This is a genomic window from Pseudomonas salmasensis, assembly GCF_014268375.2.
GTDB lineage: Bacteria > Pseudomonadota > Gammaproteobacteria > Pseudomonadales > Pseudomonadaceae > Aquipseudomonas > Aquipseudomonas salmasensis.
The window spans coordinates 4,271,382-4,291,442 of the sequence record NZ_CP077083.1 but is presented as its reverse complement, the minus strand read 5'-3'; the positions used below and the strand labels follow the sequence as shown (position 1 = coordinate 4,291,442).

The following is a 20,061-nucleotide window of genomic DNA, read 5'->3' as shown; positions in this document are numbered from 1 at the left end:
CACCTTCTCATCAGGACACGCACATGCAGGTAGAAAGCTTTTTCGAATGGTTGGGCCAGGCGCTCGGCTCCGTCATCCGCTTTATCGTCGACGGGCTCAGCGGTTTGTTCGGGGCCCTGACCCACGCTGGCGGCAATTTTATCGATGGCCTGTCACGCACCTTGGGCATGGACACCTCGATCATCAGCATCATCACTCTGATCGTTGGCCTGTTGTTCCTTTACTCAGCGGTACGCGCCTTTATGCGGGCCTCGATTATCGTCGGGATCATCTGGCTGATGCTGGGCCTTTGGTTGCTGAGTTGGGTCGTACACTGACATTACAACCACTCGACCCCCTCCTGTAGGAGCGAGCTTGCTCGCGAAAAACTCACCGGCGCCGCGTTAATTCAGGAAACCCGCGTTATCGTTGACGTTTTTCGCGAGCAAGCTCGCTCCTACAGTGGCTTTCAGCGGCCTTTGATCACCATATCCACCGGCGTTTCACCCACCGCCTGCCAGTTCGGCCGATACATCGACTCCACCTGCGGCGGCGGCACGCGGTAAGTTCCCGGGGTCACCGCACGCGCCAGGTACAGCAAGTGCGTGGTGCCATAGCCATCCAGATTCATCGCTGCCACATAGCGATCGTCCCTGAACTCCTGATGCTTGAGCGAGGCATTCTGCATCGACTCACGCCACTCCTTCACCTGGCTGCTGGCGTTCTCCAGGCTCGCCGCGCTTTGGGCCAGGTTCTGGTTTTCCAGTTCCAGGCCGGCAGGCAACAGGTCGACCACCAGAGCATCCGGTACGCGTTGCTTGGCGCTGACCGCCAAGTGCACCAGCACCAGATCACCGCTATTGAGGTTACGCAGGTTCAACGGCTGGCCGTTCATGCCCAGGTATTCGCGGCGGATACTCAGGTTGTTGCCACCGGCCGCTGGCGGCACTTGTGGGTAACCCGAAACCGTCAATTGCTGGTACACCGGCGCTTCACCCTGATTGCTCAAGGCCAGGTCGCTGGACAACAACTTGCCGTCCAACTCCAACGTCGATTGCTGGTTGTTCAACTCACGCACACCGCCGCTGCCGGTGAGCGACACTTGCCAGTTCGTTTCCGGCTTGGCGAACCCGAGGCGCCCGGCCAGGAACAGGGAATTACGCTCCTGAGTCGACAGGTACGGGCTGGCCGCCAATTGGTCCGACAGGGTGAACAAACGCTCCTCGCGCTGGCCCTTGGCCAAGTCGTTCTCCTCCAGCAACGCCAGGATCATCGCCTGGTCGCGCAGCGGGCTGCCGTAGTCGGCCAGCCACTCATTGGCATTGCGCTGCGCCGCCAACCCGGCAAACAGCGCCTGATCCGCACGCGGCTGGTCACCCATTTTCTGCAGGGCAATGGCCAACTGCACCAGCGGTAAGCCGGAGCGTGCGTCGCTGCGCCGCTCGAACAGGCTGCGCAACGCGCCCAACGGCGCCTGCTGACTGCGCGCCAACACCATGCCGGCATAGGCCTGCACGGCAAACCGGGTGTGTTCGGCGTTTTCGCTGTACTCCACCTCGATCAGGTTACGTTCCTGCACATACCGCAACAGGCGCTCGCTGGCCTTCTTCAAGGCTTCAGGCGGTACGGCAAAGCCCTGGTCGCGGGCGCGCAGCAGGAAGTCGGTGACATAGGCAGTCAGCCAATATTCTTCCTCGCCATCGGCGCCCCACAGACCGAAGCTGCCGTTATAGCGCTGCATGCCCAGCAGGCGCTCGATGCCCAGCTCGATCTTGCGCTTGCGCTCGGCATCCGGCTCGCCCTTGATGCTCAGGCGCTTGAGCAGCGCGTCGTCGGCGTACAGCGAGGGGTACAAGCCACTGGCGGTTTGCTCCAGGCAACCGTAGGGGTAAGCCTTGAGTGCACTGATCTGCGCGCCAAGGTTCAACGGTGGCCGGCTCGACAGGCTCAACAACGCCTCGCGCCCCGACGCATCGAATTGGTCCAGTGCGCCCGACGGCAAGCTCCACGGCTGGTCCTTGAGCACGGCGCGATAATGCCTGAGCAAGGCCGGGTACGCCGGGCGTACGCCCAAGGTCCATTCGCGGCTGAACGGCGGCAGGTTTTCACCCGGCAGGTCCAGGCCGTTGACGGTGACCGTGACCTTGCCCTGGCCGAGACCGCCCCAGGCTTGTACCGGAATACGCAACGTGGTGCGCTGGCCTTGCTTGAGCTCAACCGACTGCGCGCCGCTGTTGACCAACTGCAACTGACCTTGCGCGGTCAACTGCACATCAAGCTTCTGGGCCTTGCCCGACAGGTTGGAGAGGTCCAGGGCCAAGGTGGTCTGATCGCCTCCTGCCAGGAAGCGCGGTGCCGACAATTCGGCAATCAGCGGGGCGGCGATTACGGTCTTGCCTTCGGCCATGCCATAGCGGTCATCGCTCCAGGCTTGGGCCATCAGGCGCAGTTCGCCGTTGAAGTCGGGGATATTGACGCTGACTTCGCCCTCGCCTTTCTCGTTCAAGGTCACCGGCGCGCTTTGCAGGGCGACGATGGTTACGCTGGTGTCCGGGCGCTTGCCGCCTTTGGCCAACGCCGCGTCGCCACCAAATGCCAGGCTGGCCAAACGGCCCTGGCCGGCTTCGATCAGTTGCCCATAGATGTCGAACTGGTCGACCCCATAGGCTTTGCGGCCAAACAGGCTGGCGTACGGATCGGGCGTTGGGTATTCAGTGATATTGAGGATGCCCACGTCCACCGCCGCCAGCAGTACGTGCACCTGTTGAGGCACGCTGCCATCGGCGTTCTTGGCGGCGATCTTCACCGTCAGCGGTTGTTTGGGGCGCATTTTTTCTGGCGCGGTGAGGGTCAGGCCGAGTTTGCGCTGGGTGCGATCCAGCGGCAGGTGCAGCAGGCCCACGGCGCGTTTAGGCGTGATATTGGCTTTGCGCTCGCCGGGGCGAATGACCAGGGCGCTCACATACAGATCGTGGCGCGACCATTTCGGGTCGAGTTTCACCGCAAAGCTTTTGCCTTCGGCCGGCACGTCGATTTCCTGCCACCACAGCGGCCCTTCGGCGGACTCCACCAACAGGTAGCCTTTACCGGCCGCCGGTGGCGTGACGGTGACGTTGGCGGTGTCGCCATCGCCATAGGCGGGTTTGTCCAACGCCAGCTTGACTTGGTCGGGGCGCACGGCGCCGCCTTCGGTGTTGTCCTGGGCCTGGTAGCCGGCCCAGAAGCGCAGGCTGCTGACCAGCCCGGTCTGCGGGTCTTCAACCTCCACACGGTAAGGGCCCCATTCCACCTGGAAGCTGACCTTGGCGGTGTCGCCCGCCTTGATGTTCAGGCTCTGCTCATCGAGGTTGAGAAATTTCTCGTTGAAGTGGTAGCTCCAGCCGTCATTCTCCGAGTAGTTCCAGTAGTAGTCGCGACGCTCGCGCACCAGGCGCACCTTGAGGTCTTGGGCGGCCAGCTTCTGACCCTCCTGGTTGGCCACCAGCACTTCGAACTCCACCGGGCCATCGCCGTTGGTTTCCTTGCCGTCAAACAGGCCACGCAGGCCCGGCAGTTGCTCGGCCGGCCAGATCGGCTGCACCAGGCGCCGGGTGATCGGCCGCCCGCCGGACTCTTGCAGGCTGGCTTGCACGATCAGTTGCAGCGGGGATTTGGCCTCGGCCCACTTGCTTTCCAGGGTCAGCGCTTGCTCGCCATTGGCGTCGAGGACGCTTTCGTCCAGTTCGAAATCCTGGCTCAACTCTTCTTCGGTGACGGAACCGAACTGATAGCCCGGCAGAGATTTGACCGCCTCACGGAGCGGGCGCACATACACTTGGCCACTGACGCGGTTACCGGATGCGGGCGCGCCGTAGAGGTAACGACCGTTGACCTGGATGACCGGGTTATCCGCCGGGCTCAGCGCCGTGTCACTGCCCTTGAGTTCCAGCGCCAGGCGTTCGGGCAGGAAGTCTTCGACAAGAAATTCATAGAGTTGCGGCTTGCCGTCGCCGAGGTCGAACACCAACTGCCAGCGCCCGGTCGGCGCTTCGCCAGCCAGTTGCAACGGGTATTGATACAGGCCTGAAGCATCAGCCTCCCACACGAACTTGCGGCTCACCTGTTCATCCGGGCGCCGCACTTCGACACTCACTGGCTGAGGCTTGACCGCCTTGCCATCCTTGTCACGCAACAGCGCGTTGAGCAGCACGGTTTCGCCGGGGCGATACAGGTCACGCGGGCCGAATACGAAGAACTGCAACGGGTGGGACGGTTGCCCGCCGATATCGAACTCGGCCAAATCCAGCGCGGCGCTGTCCAGGCGCAGCAGGCTGGTTTGCTCGCCCTGCTTGGCCAGTAACACCTGGGCCTTTTTCGGCAGCGGCAACTCGGCGTGGCCACCGTCTTCGGTCTTGCCCTGGCCGAGCACGCGGCCTTCGGCATCGAGGATTTCCAGTTCGACGCCGTTGAGCGCCTTGCCGCCTTCCAGTGCCTGGGTAAACACATCCAGGCGATTGGCATAGCGGTGCACCGACAGGCCGATATCACTCAAGGTGAACAGGGTGGCCGGTTGCGAATAGTTGTAGGTGCCTGAAGCGCGCATCACCGCCAGGTACACGCCGGGTTGCTGCAGTTGTTTGAGGCCGGCAATCGGCAGCAGCAGGGTTTCGCGGGTATTGCGCGCCGGGTTCAGGTCGAAACGCCCGCCGTAGACCAGCTCGGCCATCGGCAGCAGTTCGCGGGACTCATAGCTTTGCAGGCTGGTATTGCGCCCCCACTGCGCCAGGAACGATGGCAGGGATTCGGGTTTGATCCGGAAGAATTCCACGTCGATCTTGTCGACATTCAACGCGATCACCGGCAGGCCCTCGGCCAGGCGCGTCGGCAACAAAGTGCCACGGCTGGCGAAGCCGACGGTGGCTTGCAGGTCGCGGGTTTCCAGGCGGGCGCTGTATTCGGCGGCGAGGGTGTTGTCGTTGACCGCCTTCACCCCGGCGTCCACGGTCAGCACCAGCTTGCGCTGCGGCTCAAGGTGGCGCAGGCGCACTTCCATCAGGTTATCGGACAGTTCCCAGGCGCCATCGACCTTGCCGGACTTGCTGTCTACCAGGTGCAGCTTGTCGGCGAATTTCTGATCGGGGTCCAAGGGGATGGAAAAGCTCACCGACAAGGTGCTGGCCCCGTCCAACTGCACCTCGGACACGTCCACCACGCTCAGCTCACGCCCGGCATAACGCTGCTTGAGCGCTGCCACATCTACTGCGGCTTTCACCGGCTTCGGCGCTGCCGCCACGGTGGGCGCAGGCGGCGCAGCGGGTTTGTCGGAAGAATCGCAAGCGCTCAGCAGGGCCAGCGCGCAGGCCAGGAACAGTCCTTTGTTAAGCATGGGGCACTCATAGTCAGAGGGAACCGAGGGGTGAACTATATATCAGCGCCGACCAAGCCGCTGTGGCGCTGGTCACATTGACCGACGGAGGGGCGGTTGGTTCTTGGTGGGCATGAAGCCGAGCCAAATCCCACAACCATTGGCGATCAAGATCAACATGTGTGGCTTGCCTATCTACACAACTTTGTAGCCTGTAGCAGCCGACGGTAACCACGATGCGAAGCGAGCAGCTCTTGATCTGCTCTTGATCTGCTCTTGATCTGCTTTTGATCTTGATCTTAAGCGCCCCGTTAAACCACGCTGGCCGGAATTCGACAGGGATTTGGGGGGTAAACCGGCAGGGATGCCGGTTTAGCCGCCCCGCGCCATGGATGGCGCGTGGCGGCGGCCCCCCAAATCACTGGCGGATTACGGGCACACCGAGCCTAGGCGAGGTGCCGAGTGGTGGGGCAAGAGCGTTTTGCTTACTTTTGCGCTTTTCAAAAGTGAGCCGCCGTCAGGGCGGAACCCTAAGTGGCCGGTACCGCAGCAATGGATATGTACACAATCCAACTGTGTTGACTGCCAGGCCGCCTTCGCGAGCAAGCCCGCTCCCACAGTTGGATCACGGGGGGTCAGGTAGATAGGCGCCGGCTGGGAGGCCGCCATCGCAGGCAAGCCAGCTCCCACATTGGCCGGGTACAATGCCGCTCCCCCGAAGGAGACTGCATGTCCACCTTATTGACCGACTGGCGCCACCGCCCCACCCATCGCCGCGTCTGGGCCCTGGCCGCGCCGATGATCCTGTCGAATATCTCCGTGCCCTTGGTCGCCCTGGTAGACAGCATGGTCATCGGCCACCTGCCCCACGCCCACCAACTGGGCGCCGTGGCTGTCGGCGCCAGCCTGTATACCTTCCTGGCCTGGGCCATGGGCTTCCTGCGCATGGGCTCCACCGGGTTCGCCGCCCAAGCCGCCGGGCGCAACGATGGGGCGGCGTTACGGCAGATCCTGTTGCAAGGCTTGTTGCTGGCGCTGGGCCTGGCGATGTTACTGGGTACCGTGGGCATTCCCCTGAGCCATCTGGCCCTGGAATGGATGCAGCCCTCGCCCGAACTGAACCAACTGACCCTCGAATTTTTCCACACCCGCCTGTTCGGCCTGCCCGCGGCCCTGGCCAGTTATGCACTGGTCGGCTGGTTCCTCGGCACCCAGAACGCGCGGGCGCCGTTGGCGATTTTGCTGACCACCAACCTGGTCAACATCGCGCTCAACCTATGGTTCGTCCTCGGCCTGGACTGGGGCGTGGTCGGCTCCGCCCGCGCCTCGGTGATCGCCGAGTGGACCGGCGCCCTGCTCGGCTTGGCGCTCACGCAAAAAGCCCTGCGTGCCTATCCTGGGCATATCGCGTGGGCCGCCTTGAAACTGTGGCAAAGCTGGCGCCCGTTGCTGGCGGTCAACCGCGACATCTTCATCCGCAGCCTGGCGCTGCAGTCGGTGTTTTTCATGATCACGGTACAAGGCGCACGGTTGGGCGATGCCACGGTGGCCGCCAATGCGCTGCTGCTTAACGGCCTGTTACTGACGGCTCATGCACTGGATGGCTTGGCCCATGCGGTCGAAGCCCTCTGCGGCCACGCCATCGGCGCCCGTGACCGGCAGGCGTTGCGTCGCTCATTGGTGGTGGCCTGCGGTTGGTCGCTGATCGCCAGCGTCGGCTTCGCCCTGCTGTTCACCTTCGGCGGCCATCTATTTATCGCCATGCAAACCGATATCCCCAGCGTGCGCGAAACCGCCGACATCTACCTGCCCTACCTCGCGGTATTGCCGTTGATTGCGGTGTGGAGTTATTTGCTCGATGGGCTGTTTATCGGTGCAACGCGGGCGCGGGAAATGCGCGATGGGATGTTGCTGACGGTGCTGCTGGTGCTGCCGATTGCCTGGGCGTTGCAGGGTTTGGGTAACCACGGGTTGTGGATCACCTTCCTGCTGTTCATGGCGGTGCGCAGCCTGACGCTGTGGGCGATAGCCTGGCGCCTGAATAAAAAAGATCAATGGCTCAGTTATCCGACCTGTTAGATTTCACAGGTTACAAGTTCCTTGTGTTGCAGTTGAATAAAGGCCGGCGCTGAAGAGTGTGAGACTCAGTGCCGTCACCTTCTTTGAACTCAGGGACGAACAAACATGAGCATTCAAAACCATCTCTTCGTCACTTTCTTGATGGTCAACGCCTTCATCCCACCGGCCAGTGCCGACGCAACCACTCAGCCGGATGGACACGTCGCCACCCCTCCCGCCCAAGCGCCCACCGTTACTCCAAACCGAGCGTTGGCCGAGATGATAGAGGTCTGGAATAACAGCGACTTCAAGGTGTACGCGGTACAACAAGGCAAGAAAACCATTGTCGAGCCCAAGGGCCGCATGCGCCTGGACAATCGCTACCCGGTAACAATCTCCCCTGTATCACCCGCTGACGCGTTTAAGTTCGCCTCGCTGGTAGGCAACAATCCCAAATGCGAAACCCAGTATTGCTTAATTGTCCAAGGTACCGAGAAACCCTAAAAACGAGAATCTCCGGGGAATCAATCCGCCGCAGACGGTATCTTCAAGCTTGCTCACGAAAAACCTTAAAGCGACGCGTGTATTCAGGAAGACCGCATCATCGTCAATGCTCTTCGCAAGCAATCTCGTGCCTACAAGAGGTGAAGGGTTTACGAGGACAGGTACGAAGAACGCGTCAGGCCCAGACGCAACGCATCCAGGAACTGGGTGCGCTCCGAGGCCGAGATCTTCGCACTGGCACACTTGTCACGGTAATGAGTCATCAACTCCTCCGGCGACAAGTGCACGTAGCGCAGCATGTCTTCGATGGTGTCGTGGGTCTCGATCCCGGCGCTGTACACCGAACCGTCTTCACGCTGGTAGATGTTCACCGAGTCGGTGTCGCCGAACAGGTTGTGCATGTCGCCCAGGATTTCCTGGTACGCGCCGACCAGGAAGATACCCAGCAGGTAGTCTTCGCCTTCGTTCAAGCCGTGAACCGGCAGGCTGGTCTCGATGCTCTGCTCGTCGACGTACTGCTTGATCTTGCCGTCGGAGTCGCAGGTCAGGTCTTGCAGCACGGCGCGGCGCAGCGGCTCTTCGTCGAGGCGGTGCAGCGGCAGGATCGGCAGGACCTGGCCGATAGCCCAGGTGTCCGGCAGGCTCTGGAATACCGAGAAGTTACAGATGTACTTGTCGGCCAGCTTGTCGTTGAGTTCGTCCAGCACCTGACGGTGCGAGCGCTGGCGGGCTTTCAACGAGTTGTGCAGGCGACGGCACACCGCGAAGTAGCACTGTTCGGCCAGGGCTTTTTCCGCCAGGGTCAGCTTGCCGTCGGCGTACTGGGCCGCCACGTCGCTCATGTAGTGGGTGGCGCGCCAGTAGGTTTCGGTGACCATCTCGATGTCGGTCGGGCCCAGCAGGTCCACCAGCCATTGCACGGTTTCGGGCAGGCTTTCCTTGTTTTCGATGGTCGGGATTTCGTCGTTGTGCTTCTCGACGTCCGTCACCTGCACCACCAGCATGGCGTGGTGAGCGGTCAGGGAGCGGCCGCTTTCGGAGAAGATGTTCGGGTGCGGCAGGCTCTGCGCGTCGCAGAATTCCTTGAGCATGCCCACGACCACGCCGGCGTAGTCGTCCATGTCGTAGTTGATCGAACTGGCGTTGCGCGAGTGGGTTCCGTCGTAGTCCACGCCCAGGCCACCGCCGACGTCGATGTGGTCCACCGGCAGGCCGAGGTTGCGCAGTTCGCCGTAGTAACGAATGGCTTCCTTGAACCCGTGCTGGTAGTCGGCCAGGTTGGCGATCTGCGAGCCCATATGGAAGTGCAGCAGGCGAATGCCCTGGTCCAGGCCGGCCGCGCGGAAGCGCTCGACCACCGACAGCAGCTGCGCCGCCGACAGACCGAATTTGGATTTCTCGCCACCGGTGTCGGCCCACTTGCTCGAGGCCAGAGACGACAGGCGCACACGCAGGCCCACCTGCGGCTTGACCTTCAGGCTCGCCGCCTCTTCGATCACCAGCCCCACCTCGGACTCTTTCTCGATCACGATGAACACGTTGTGGCCGAGCTTCTGGCCCATCAGCGCCAGGCGGATGAACTCACGGTCTTTATAACCGTTGCAGACGATGGTGCCGCCCTTCGGCGCCAGGGCCAGCACGGCCAGCAGCTCAGGCTTGGAGCCGGCTTCCAGGCCGATGGAGACGTTCTGGGTAGCAATGATGTTCTCGATCACTGCTTCCTGCTGGTTCACCTTGATCGGGTACAGCGCGGTGTACTTGCTCTGGTATTCCAGGCGCTCGATGTTGGCATCGAAGGCACCGGTCAATTGGCGCACGCGGTCTTGCAGGATATCGGGGAAGCGCACCAGCAGCGGCAACGACAGGCCGCTTTTGCGCAGCTCATCGACTTGCTCGTAGAGGTCGACGGGCGTGCTGTTCGGGCCGTTCGGACGGACTTCTACGCGACCGGCTTCATTGATCGCGAAATACCCGGCCCCCCAATGGCGAATCCCGTAAACACTGCGGCTGTCCGCAACTGTCCATTGGCTGCCATCGTCTTTGCGTGTGCGTCGTACGGACATCGAAGTCCCCTATAAATGAAGGCGAAGGCGCCACCTCTCGTTCGAGGCTGGCGCAGTCTAAAGAATGAAAATGACGATTTGCCTGCTGGGAAGGTAGACCCCACTCGCAGGACAGAGTTTAGCCACAGGTTGGGAAGAGGCTTTCAGCCGCCGGACTTCTTGGCCTTGTACCCGAGCTTGATCAGCTCGGCCAACAGCAACTCGACGTGATCGCCCTGGATCTCGATGACCCCGTCTTTCAACGCGCCACCGGTGCCACAACGCTTTTTCAGCGAGGTGGCCAATTCCTTCAGGGCCTCTTCAGCCAGGGGCACGCCAGTGATGGTGGTCACCGTCTTGCCGCCACGGCCTTTGCTCTCGCGACGCACGCGGGCAATACCGTCGCCTTCGGGGATCAGGGTCTGTTTGCAGGTGCACGAATCCACGGGCTGACGACAGTCCGGGCAGTGTCGACCTGCGTCGGTGGAAAATACCAGGCCACCAAGGGCGGCGAAGGATGCGGCTTTTTTGGCCACCGGCAATCCTCTTGGGAGGATGAAGACTGATCGGCGCCGCACAAGGCGGTGACCGACCGCGAAGCCCCACTCAGGCAGGGGCAGCGCTACCGAACCGTCAAAGTAACATCCACTGTAGGAGCGAGCTTGCTCGCGAAAATCGTCAACGATAACGCGGCCATTCAGGCAGCACGCGGTGTCTTGGCGTTTTTCGCGAGCAAGCTCGCTCCTACAGGGTGAAACAATAGCGGTTCGGGTGAAAAGGCGCGCAGTGTAACGGCAAAAAGCCAAGTTGCTAAGAGCCAAATGGCGCCAATTTATGCAACTTTAGCGACGTGAGGCGAGATAGCGCCGCAAGCCCTCTTGGGCGTCCGGGCAATAAGGCTTTTGCTCGGCCTCTGCAAGCACCGCTTCGATGGTTAGAAAACGCGCTTCCATGACCTCTTCAGGCTGCAAACACAGCGGGCCGTCCCAGACAGCAGAGTAGGACGTACACCACAGGCGGCTGTCGCCATCTTCAAAGTAAAAATGATCGTGCTCAACCAACTCCACGCCACTCACGCCCAGCTCTTCGGCCAATTCCCGCTGTGCCGACAGGGCATAGCTTTCTCCCGCCGCCACCATCCCGCCCGCCGCCGTATCCCAGAACCCCGGGTACAGGGCTTTGCTCAGCGTGCGCCGATGCACACACAGCTCGCCTTTGGAATTGAACAGGAAGATAAAGGTACAACGGCCAATCAAGCCGCGCTGGCGCAGGTCAGACCTGACCAGGTGGCCGAGCAGGTGGTCCTGCTCGTCGACCCAGCAGATCAGTTCAGCGTCGGAAGCCGCTCGGTGTGCGGCCTCCTTTTGAATAGCGTCCATCATCAACCCTGGTTGAGGAGCTGACGCAAGTCGATCACTGCAGCGTTTGCCCGGGAAATGTAGTTGGCCATCACCAGCGAATGGTTCGCCAGTACACCGAAGCCACTGCCGTTAAGAATCATAGGACTCCATACCGGTTCCTGCGAGGCCTCCAGCTCACGAATGATCTGGCGCACGCTGACGGTGGCGTTTTTCTTGGCCAGTACGTCGGCAAAGTCGACTTCGATGGCACGCAACAGATGGGACAGGGCCCACGCCTGGCCGCGTGCTTCGTAGAACACGTTGTCGATCTGCATCCATGGGGTTTCCACCACTTCTTCATCCACCTGCGGCACTTCACCCGGCGCCAGCGCCTCGGTTTTAAGCGCCGTGTTCAACTTGACCCGGCCCACACTGGCCGACAGGCGCTGGGACAGCGAGCCCAAACGGGTGGCCACATCGCCCAGCCAGTTGTTGAGGTTGTCGGCACGCGCATAAAACAGCGCGCCGCGCTGGTTCGGGTCAGACAGGCGCGCTTCGTAGCGGCTCAGGGAGTTGATGCCTTCCTGGTATTCCGACTCACTGGACGGCAGCACCCAGCTCTTGTTATCGAAGTTGAAGCGCGGCTCGGCCTTGGCCAGGTCCGCGTCTTCAGCCGACTGCGACTGGGAGCGGGCAAAGTCTTTACGCAGGGCACGAGTGAGGTCACGCACCTGCACCAGCACGCCGTATTCCCAGCTCGGCATGTTGTCCATCCACAAGCCCGGCGGGAAACGGTCGTTGGAGATATAACCGCCGGGTTTGTTCAGCAAGGTGCCGACCACGGTCTTGAGGGTCTCGACGGTGGTGTAGCCCACCACTATCTGCTTGCCTTCCTTTTCGGCGGCAAGCTGGGCGGTTTGCTGGACCGGAAACAGCGCCGGCTCCTGGCTCCAGTACCAACCCAGGCCACCGGTGACCAGCAGGTACAAGCCGATGATGCTGAGCAAAGCCCGGCTCATCAGCAGGTTGCGAAAATAGCTGCGGTTGGCCGACTTGGGCTCAGGGGCGGGGCCTTTGGCACTGCCTTCGCGGTTTTTCCAGTCCAGCATGGCGATATCCTTTCAATCACTTGAGTTCATGCACGTCAATTGTCCGGGTGCGTTCAGACATTCCGACCACAACCCTACCCCATCGTGCCCATCGGTGCGGGGCTTTTACGCGAAAGTGGCGCACCGGGCCGCTTGGACTATAAAGGATGCACACCTTTTACGCTGGGCGACCAGCCGGTCAATAACTGAATCTCTGGCATGCAGACTTAATTGACGTATGACACTCATCTATCAGAAAAGAGGTGCTAGCATAGCGCCATCAGTCGACCTCAGCATGCACCCTCACAGTAGTCAGGATATGACCGAGTCAGAAGACCCCAGCCGCGAGCGTCTCAAGCAGCACTTTGCCCAGCGGGTAATTCATCAGGCACGTCAAATTCTTGAGATCTGGCAGCGCCTGCAGCGCAGCGAGTGGTCGAACGCCGACTTTTCCGAACTCAGCGAAGCCAACCTGCGCCTGCAACGCTTCGCCGAACGCTTCGAACAGCCCGAACACACGCAACTGGCACGGCATATCAGTGAATCCCTGCAAGCCGTGGACGAGAACCGTGGCCGCCTGAGCAGCCAACTGATCACTGAGCTCAACCGCTTAATGCAACGCCTGTCCCGCACCGGCCTGCGCCAGGGCGACCAGCTTGAGCAAACCTTCCTGCCGCCGATGCGCAAACCGATCTATGTGATGCTGGCCGACCATGACCGCGCCGAGCGCCTGGCCAAGCAGCTCGAATTCTTTGGCATGAGCGCCCACGCCCTGGACAGCGTCGCCGCCTTTCGCGCGGCCATGGCCGAGCGTTTGCCGTCGGCGATCGTGATGGACGTGGACTTCTGCGGCACAGGGCTGGGCCTGAAGCTCGCCGCAGAAGCCCAAGAGGGCCTTGAGCACAAGCTGCCGCTGTTGTTTTTCAGCCTGCACGAAACCGACACCCCGACCCGCCTGGCCGCCGTGCGCGCCGGTGGCGAAGAGTTCCTGACCGGCACCCTGGAAGCTTCAAGCCTGCTGGAAAAGATCGAAGTGCTGACCTGCGCGGCCCAGTACGAACCGTATAAAGTGCTGATCATCGACGACTCGCGGGCCCAGGCGCTGCACACCGAACGCCTGCTCAACAGTGCCGGGATTATCACCCGCACCTTGATCGAACCGATCCAGGCCATGGCCGAGCTGGCGGATTTCCAGCCCGACCTGATCATCCTCGACATGTACATGCCTGCCTGTACCGGCACCGAACTGGCCAAGGTGATTCGCCACAACGACCGCTACGTCAGCGTGCCGATCATCTACCTGTCGGCTGAAGACGACCTGGATAAACAGCTGGATGCGATGAGCGAGGGCGGCGACGATTTCCTCACCAAACCGATCAAGCCGCGTCACCTGATCACTACCGTGCGCAACCGTGCCTCGCGTGCGCGCAACTTGAAGGCACGGATGGTGCGCGACAGCCTCACCGGGCTGTACAACCACACGCATATCCTGCAACTGCTCGAAGATTGCAGCTTCCGCGCCCGCCGCGAGAACAAGCCTCTTAGCTTTGCCATGCTCGATATCGACCACTTCAAGCGCGTCAATGACAGCCACGGCCACCCCATGGGCGACCGGGTGATCAAGAGCCTGGCACTGTTTCTCAAGCAGCGTTTGCGCAAAACCGATTACATCGGCCGCTACGGCGGTGAAGAGTTCGCCATCGTGATGCCCGACACCGACCTGGAATCGGCCTGCAAGGTGCTGGACGACATTCGTCGGCGCTTTGCAGAAATCCACTACCCCGCCCAACCGCAGGATTTGTGGTGCACCTTCAGCGCCGGCCTGGTGGAGCTGTGCGACGATTCCGACAGCCTGATGATGGCCGCCCAGGCTGACGAAGCGCTGTACCGCGCCAAGGACGCCGGACGCAACCGCGTGCAAGCCGCTCGCACATCAAAGCAAAGTGCCATCTTTTCACCAGAATCCACCGATTCGGTCATAACGCTGTAATACAAACGCAATAAATTCAGGCGCTTATCTCTTGCCGTCGGTTGAAACCCCGCATGCGCCTGAAGCTGCTGACCAATCTCAATACCCTTCTGCTGGTGGCCGTGTGCCTGGCCCTCGGGGCCACGCTGTGGTGGTCGCAACGGGCGCTGGAGCGCCCGTACTTGTTGATGGAACGCTACCTGGGGTTGTCCCAGGTCTTTCAAAACCAGGCTGCCCGTAACATCGACGACTACTTGGCCAGCGGCGATGCCCTGCGCCTGAGCAGTGCCACCCAGAGCCTGGAAGGCCTGCAACTGCAGCTAGCGGAGCTGCCGCCCGAGTTGGCGCAAAGCCTGCGCCCCAGCCTCATGGAGCTGGAGACCTTCAGCAAAACCGACCTGTTGGCCGCGGGTAAATTGGCTGGCGACCCACAAGCCCTGCTGCTGCAAGCCGAACGTGAATTGGGCGCGAACCTGGAACAACTGAGCCAGTACGCCAGCGGCGTCAATTCCGTGGAGGCTGCGCGCTATATGCCGCCATTGCTCGCCGCCTCGCAGCACCTGGGCAAACTGTCCCTGGCCCGCGACAAGCTGGTGAGCAGCGGGCGCGCCGAGTTGGCTGCGGATGTCGAGCGCGAAGTGACCAACCTGAGAACCCAGGCCGACCTGCTCGGGCAACTGCCCTTATTGGGAATAAAGGCCAGCGCAGAATCCAACACCGACGATTTTTCCGCGCTGATGGGCCTGGAAAACACCGAAAAAACCGAAGCCCAGGACATTGGCGTCGACCTCAAGCGCGAACTCAACAGCCTGTTGACCCGCTACCCCGCCGAGTTGCAGCGCACCCGCGAGCAGATCCAGCAACGCGCCGACCTCGCCGCCAGCACCCACTTGAAAATCGCCAACGTGCAACACGCCATCGCCGGCCTCGAACCCGTGGTGCGCGCGCAACACGCGAAGATTCAGGGCGAAGTGCGTGTGATACAAGGCGTGATGATTGGCCTGATCCTGCTGATCGCATTGCTGATCGACACCCTGCAACGGCGCCTGGCGCGCGTGCTGACCAACCTGGCACCCGCCTTGTCGACCTGGGCCGAAGGCGACTTCAGCCAACCGATTGCCCTGGGCAAGACCAACCGTGAACTGCACGATATCGAGGCCTCCCTCAACCGCCTGCGCGCCTATCTGGTGGATTTGGTAAGCACCATCCGCGGCAATGCCGAAGAAGTGGCGGGCAGCAGCCGCGCCCTGGCCGAACTGAGCAGTGGCCTGCACGACGGTGCCGAACGCCAGGCCGGCGACACGGCGCAAATTCGTGATTCCCTGGGCGAACTGGAGGCCACCATCCAGCAAGTCGCAGGCGATGCCAGCCAGGCCGCCGGCGCCAGCCGCAGTGCGGGCCAGGCCGTGGAGCAAGGCCAGCGCGTGATCGGCCTGAGCCTCACCGGGCTGCATGCGCTGGTGGGCGAAGTGCAGCAAAACGCGCAGATGATCGAGAAACTTGCCGAAGAGTCCGCCACCATCGGCGGCGTGCTCACGGTGATTCGCTCGATTGCCGACCAGACCAACCTGCTGGCCCTCAACGCCGCCATCGAAGCCGCCCGCGCCGGTGAGGCCGGGCGTGGTTTCGCCGTGGTGGCCGACGAAGTGCGCTCCCTGGCCCAGCGTACTGCCGGTGCCACCGCCGAAATCCAGGGCCTGATCGCCGGCCTGCAAACCGCCGCACACCAGTCGGTAGAAGGTATGCGCGCCCAGGTCGAACACGCCGAAGCCACCGCCCAGCAAGCCCAGGCGGCGGATGGTGCACTGGATGAAATCGTCGGCGCGATCCAGACCATCTCCGACACTGCCGTACGTATTGCCGATGTGACCGCGCAACAAAGTGGAGCCGTGAGCGAGATACGCGACAACAGTGAGCGGATTCATCAATTGGGTGAGGATAATTTGCTGCGTATTGGCCAGGGCCGCAGCCAAGGCGAACACCTGCTGGTGCTGGGCGCGCAGCTTACTACCGCCGTACAAGCCTTCCGCGTCTAATGCCCGCCCTGTAGGAGCGAGCTTGCTCGCGAAGAACGCGCAGACACCGCGTTTAACCAGACGACCCGTGTCATCGTTAACGTTTTTCGCGAGCAAGCTCGCTCCTACATTGACTGCATTGAGTCTCTCAGTCACAAATTTTGCGCAATCCTCGCTAATCGTGCCGGCTACTGCATAGAACTGGACAGTCACAAAGGCTTTGCGGCATAGTCGCCGGGTTCTGACGCACCCACACCAATAACAAGGAACAGCCAATGGCGACCTTACTGGTTCTTCACGGACCCAACCTGAACCTGCTTGGCACCCGCGAACCGGGCGTCTACGGGGCAGTGACCCTGGACCAGATCAACCTCGACCTGGAACGACGGGCCCGTGAAGCCGGCCACCATTTGCTCTACCTGCAAAGCAATGCCGAGTATGAATTGATTGATCGCATCCATGCCGCGCGTGGCGAAGGCGTGGACTTTATTCTGATCAATCCCGCCGCTTTTACGCACACAAGCGTTGCATTACGTGACGCGTTGCTGGCGGTGAGCATCCCATTCATCGAAGTGCATTTATCGAACGTGCATAAACGCGAAGCTTTCCGCCATCACTCTTACTTCTCCGACGTAGCGGTAGGAGTGATCTGCGGCCTTGGCGCCAGCGGTTACCGACTGGCCCTGGAGGCCGCCCTGGAACACATTGAAGAACAGGCTAAACGCCCCTGACCGACCCTTGGGAGTTGATGATTCATGGATATCCGTAAAGTTAAGAAACTGATCGAACTGCTGGAAGAATCCGGTATCGACGAGCTGGAAATCAAGGAAGGCGAAGAGTCCGTACGGATCAGCCGTCACAGCAAGACCCCGGCCCAACAGTTCTACGCGCCACAGATGCAAGCGCCGGCTCCAGCCGCTGCTGCACCGGCTGCCGCACCTGCTGCCGCCGCTGCACCTGCCGCCCCAGCCGCGCCTGCGCTGAATGGTTTCGTGGTCAAGTCGCCAATGGTCGGTACGTTCTACCGCACCCCGGCACCGACCTCGCCAGCCTTTGTTGAAGTGGGCAAGACCGTGAAAGTGGGCGACACCATCTGCATCGTTGAAGCGATGAAAATGATGAACCACATCACGGCCGAAAAAGCCGGCGTCATCGAATCCATCCTGGTAGAAAACGGTCAGCCGGTTGAGTACGACCAGCCGCTGTTCACCATCGTTTGAACCGCGGAGCGCCTTCGATGTTGAAACCTGCGAAGAAACTGCAAAAAGTCCTGATCGCCAACCGCGGCGAGATCGCGCTGCGTATCCTGCGCGCCTGTAAGGAAGAGGGCATCAAGACCGTCGCTGTTTACTCGACGGCCGATACCGAATTGATGCACGTGAAACTGGCGGACGAAAGCATCTGCATCGGCCCGCCACTGGCCACGAACTCGTACCTGAAAGTCTCGAACATCATTGCCGCGGCAGAAGTGACCGGCGCTGATGGCATCCACCCAGGCTACGGCTTCCTCGCGGAAAACGCCGATTTTGCCGAACAAGTGGAAAAATCCGGGTTTGCCTTCATCGGCCCCAAAGCCGAAACCATTCGCCTGATGGGCGACAAGGTCTCGGCCAAGGACGCCATGATCGCGGCCGGCGTGCCAACCGTTCCAGGCTCCGACGGCCCACTGCCTGAAGACGAAGAAACCGCTCTGCGCATTGGTCGCGAAGTCGGCTACCCGGTGATCATCAAGGCCGCCGGTGGCGGTGGTGGTCGCGGCATGCGCGTGGTGCACAAGGAAGAAGACCTGATCGAAGCCGCCAAGCAGACCCGCTCCGAAGCGGGCGCCTGGTTCGGCAACCCGATGGTCTACCTGGAGAAGTACCTGACCAACCCACGTCACGTGGAAGTCCAGGTACTGTCCGACGGCCAGGGCCACGCCATCCACCTGGGCGACCGCGATTGCTCGCTGCAACGTCGTCACCAGAAGGTACTGGAAGAAGCCCCGGCACCGGGCCTGGACGAGAAAGCCCGCCAGGAAGTGCTGGCGCGTTGCGTCAAGGCGTGCATCGACATCAACTACCGGGGCGCCGGTACCTTCGAGTTCCTCTACGAGAACGGCCGCTTCTACTTCATCGAGATGAACACTCGCGTGCAGGTAGAGCACCCGGTATCGGAGATGGTCACCGGTATCGACATCGTCAAGGAGATGCTGAGCATCGCCGCCGGTAACGTGCTGTCCTTCACCCAGGACGACGTGAAGATGCATGGCCACTCCCTGGAGTGCCGCATCAACGCCGAAGACCCGAAAACCTTTATCCCAAGCCCTGGCCTGGTCAAGCACTTCCACGCGCCCGGCGGCAACGGCGTACGTGTGGATTCGCACCTGTACAGCGGCTACAAGGTTCCGTCCAACTACGACTCGCTGATCGGCAAGCTGATCACCTGGGGCGCCACCCGCGACGAGGCCATGGCCCGTATGCGCAACGCCCTGGACGAAATCGTGGTAGACGGCATCAAGACCAACATCCCGCTGCATCGGGACCTGGTTCGTGATGAAGGCTTCTGCGAAGGTGGTGTGAACATTCACTACCTGGAACACAAGCTGGCCAACCAGTAAGTGCTCCACCCAACAAAGCCGCCTTCGGGCGGTTTTGTTGTTTGTGGGCCACCGACCTGACTGGATGAATACTGTGCACCTGTGGGAGCGGGCTTGCTCGCACACACTTTGTGCTGTGCAAACCTGCTGTGGTGTCGTCTTCTGCCCTCCGCTCGCGTAAACTTGCGCGCTTTCGCGGCCTGCCCGCCGCACATTCATTTTTTTCAAAGGTGCCCGCCATGCCTTGGCTGCAAGTCCGTCTCGCCATCAGCCCAGAACAAGCCGAAACCTACGAAGACGCGTTCCTCGAAGTGGGCGCCGTGTCGGTAACCTTCATGGACGCCGAAGACCAGCCGATTTTCGAGCCGGAACTCAATACCACGCCGCTGTGGTCCCATACCCACTTGCTGGCCCTGTTCGAAGACGGCACCGACGCCGCCGCCGTGCTGGCCCATATGGAACTGCTCACCGGCGGCCCGCTGCCCGAGCATCACAGCGAAGTCATCGAAGACCAGGACTGGGAACGCAGCTGGATGGATAACTTCCAGCCCATGCGCTTCGGCCAGCGCCTGTGGATCGTGCCAAGCTGGCACGCCGCCCCTGAGCCAAACGCGGTCAACCTGCTGCTGGACCCGGGCCTGGCGTTTGGCACCGGCACCCACCCTACCACCGCGCTGTGCCTGGAATGGCTGGACGGCCAGGACCTGACCGACAGCAACGTCCTGGACTTCGGCTGCGGCTCGGGGATTTTGGCAATCGCCGCCCTGCTGCTGGGCGCCAAAGAGGCCGTGGGCACCGATATCGACGTGCAGGCCCTGGAGGCCTCCCGCGATAACGCCGGGCGCAACAACATTGCCGAAGGCAAATTCCCACTCTACCTGCCCGAAGACCTGCCCCAGGTTCAGGCCGACGTACTGGTGGCCAATATCCTCGCCGGGCCACTGGTGTCGCTGGCGCCGCAACTGTCGAGCCTGGTCAAGCCGGGCGGGCGCCTGGCGCTGTCGGGCATCCTGGCCGAGCAAGGTGAAGACGTGGCGGCGGCCTACGCCAAGGACTTCGAGCTGGACCCGATCGCCAACCGTGATGGCTGGGTACGCATCAGCGGTCGTCGGCGCTAGAATGAGCGCTTGCCTGAATCGGATGG

Annotated in this window: 13 protein-coding genes and 1 pseudogene; 9 read left to right on the top strand and 5 right to left on the bottom strand. The window is 61.6% G+C overall.

From position 1 onward, the window contains the following. Positions 1-23: 23 nt before the first annotated feature. Positions 24-317, top strand: a complete 294-nt coding sequence (locus HU731_RS19150) for a hypothetical protein (RefSeq protein WP_003188208.1) — start codon at positions 24-26, stop codon at positions 315-317. Positions 318-448: 131 nt separating this feature from the next. Here HU731_RS19150 and HU731_RS19145 read toward each other — a convergent pair whose 3' ends face one another. Further along, positions 449-5,344 carry an alpha-2-macroglobulin gene (locus HU731_RS19145; protein ID WP_186608852.1) on the bottom strand — a complete coding sequence of 1,632 codons (4,896 nt, stop codon included), beginning with the start codon at positions 5,342-5,344 and terminating at the stop codon, positions 449-451. Between the two features lie 708 nt (positions 5,345-6,052). Here HU731_RS19145 and HU731_RS19140 point away from each other — a divergent pair. Together HU731_RS19140 and HU731_RS19135 are read left to right on the top strand one after the other, a co-directional pair. Next, positions 6,053-7,402 carry an MATE family efflux transporter gene (locus tag HU731_RS19140; RefSeq protein ID WP_186609431.1) on the top strand — a complete coding sequence of 450 codons (1,350 nt, stop codon included), beginning with the start codon at positions 6,053-6,055 and terminating at the stop codon, positions 7,400-7,402. A 105-nt stretch (positions 7,403-7,507) separates the two neighbouring features. Beyond that, positions 7,508-7,885, top strand: coding sequence for a hypothetical protein (locus tag HU731_RS19135; RefSeq protein WP_186609432.1), 378 nt, complete (start codon positions 7,508-7,510; stop codon positions 7,883-7,885). Positions 7,886-8,034: 149 nt separating this feature from the next. Here HU731_RS19135 and speA read toward each other — a convergent pair whose 3' ends face one another. From speA to HU731_RS19115, 4 genes are all read right to left on the bottom strand, one after another. Next, positions 8,035-9,948: an arginine decarboxylase gene (gene speA / locus HU731_RS19130; protein WP_003188203.1), complete on the bottom strand. Its 1,914-nt coding sequence runs from the start codon at positions 9,946-9,948 to the stop codon at positions 8,035-8,037. 143 nt (positions 9,949-10,091) lie between these two features. Next, on the bottom strand, positions 10,092-10,463 hold the full coding sequence (locus HU731_RS19125) for a translation initiation factor Sui1 (RefSeq protein ID WP_003188201.1): 372 nt from the start codon (positions 10,461-10,463) through the stop codon (positions 10,092-10,094). 306 nt (positions 10,464-10,769) lie between these two features. Then, a complete protein-coding gene (locus HU731_RS19120) occupies positions 10,770-11,306 on the bottom strand; it encodes an NUDIX hydrolase (protein WP_186609433.1) in 537 nt (178 codons plus the stop codon). A gap of 2 nt (positions 11,307-11,308) precedes the next feature. Beyond that, on the bottom strand, positions 11,309-12,376 hold the full coding sequence (locus tag HU731_RS19115; protein ID WP_032893759.1) for a DUF2333 family protein: 1,068 nt from the start codon (positions 12,374-12,376) through the stop codon (positions 11,309-11,311). Positions 12,377-12,674: 298 nt separating this feature from the next. On the opposite strand from HU731_RS19115, the gene HU731_RS19110 reads away from it, so the two are divergent. The 6 genes and pseudogenes from HU731_RS19110 to prmA all read left to right on the top strand — a co-directional run bounded on the left by HU731_RS19110 (position 12,675) and on the right by prmA (position 20,035). Then, the gene (locus tag HU731_RS19110; protein ID WP_019818274.1) at positions 12,675-14,345 is read left to right on the top strand and encodes a response regulator; all 1,671 of its coding nucleotides are present in this window, start codon (positions 12,675-12,677) and stop codon (positions 14,343-14,345) included. Between the two features lie 1,499 nt (positions 14,346-15,844). Next, positions 15,845-16,360, top strand: a pseudogene (locus tag HU731_RS28975) (methyl-accepting chemotaxis protein); the annotation flags it as partial. Between the two features lie 254 nt (positions 16,361-16,614). Next, a complete protein-coding gene (gene aroQ, locus HU731_RS19100) occupies positions 16,615-17,070 on the top strand; it encodes a type II 3-dehydroquinate dehydratase (RefSeq protein WP_014716732.1) in 456 nt (151 codons plus the stop codon). 24 nt (positions 17,071-17,094) lie between these two features. Next, complete coding sequence (gene accB / locus HU731_RS19095; RefSeq protein ID WP_003188191.1) at positions 17,095-17,559, top strand: acetyl-CoA carboxylase biotin carboxyl carrier protein; 465 nt, start codon at positions 17,095-17,097, stop codon at positions 17,557-17,559. 17 nt (positions 17,560-17,576) lie between these two features. Beyond that, entirely contained in the window at positions 17,577-18,938 is a 1,362-nt protein-coding gene (accC, locus tag HU731_RS19090) for an acetyl-CoA carboxylase biotin carboxylase subunit (protein WP_003188188.1), read from the top strand. A 218-nt stretch (positions 18,939-19,156) separates the two neighbouring features. Beyond that, entirely contained in the window at positions 19,157-20,035 is an 879-nt protein-coding gene (gene prmA / locus HU731_RS19085) for a 50S ribosomal protein L11 methyltransferase (protein ID WP_186609435.1), read from the top strand. Positions 20,036-20,061: the final 26 nt, after the last annotated feature.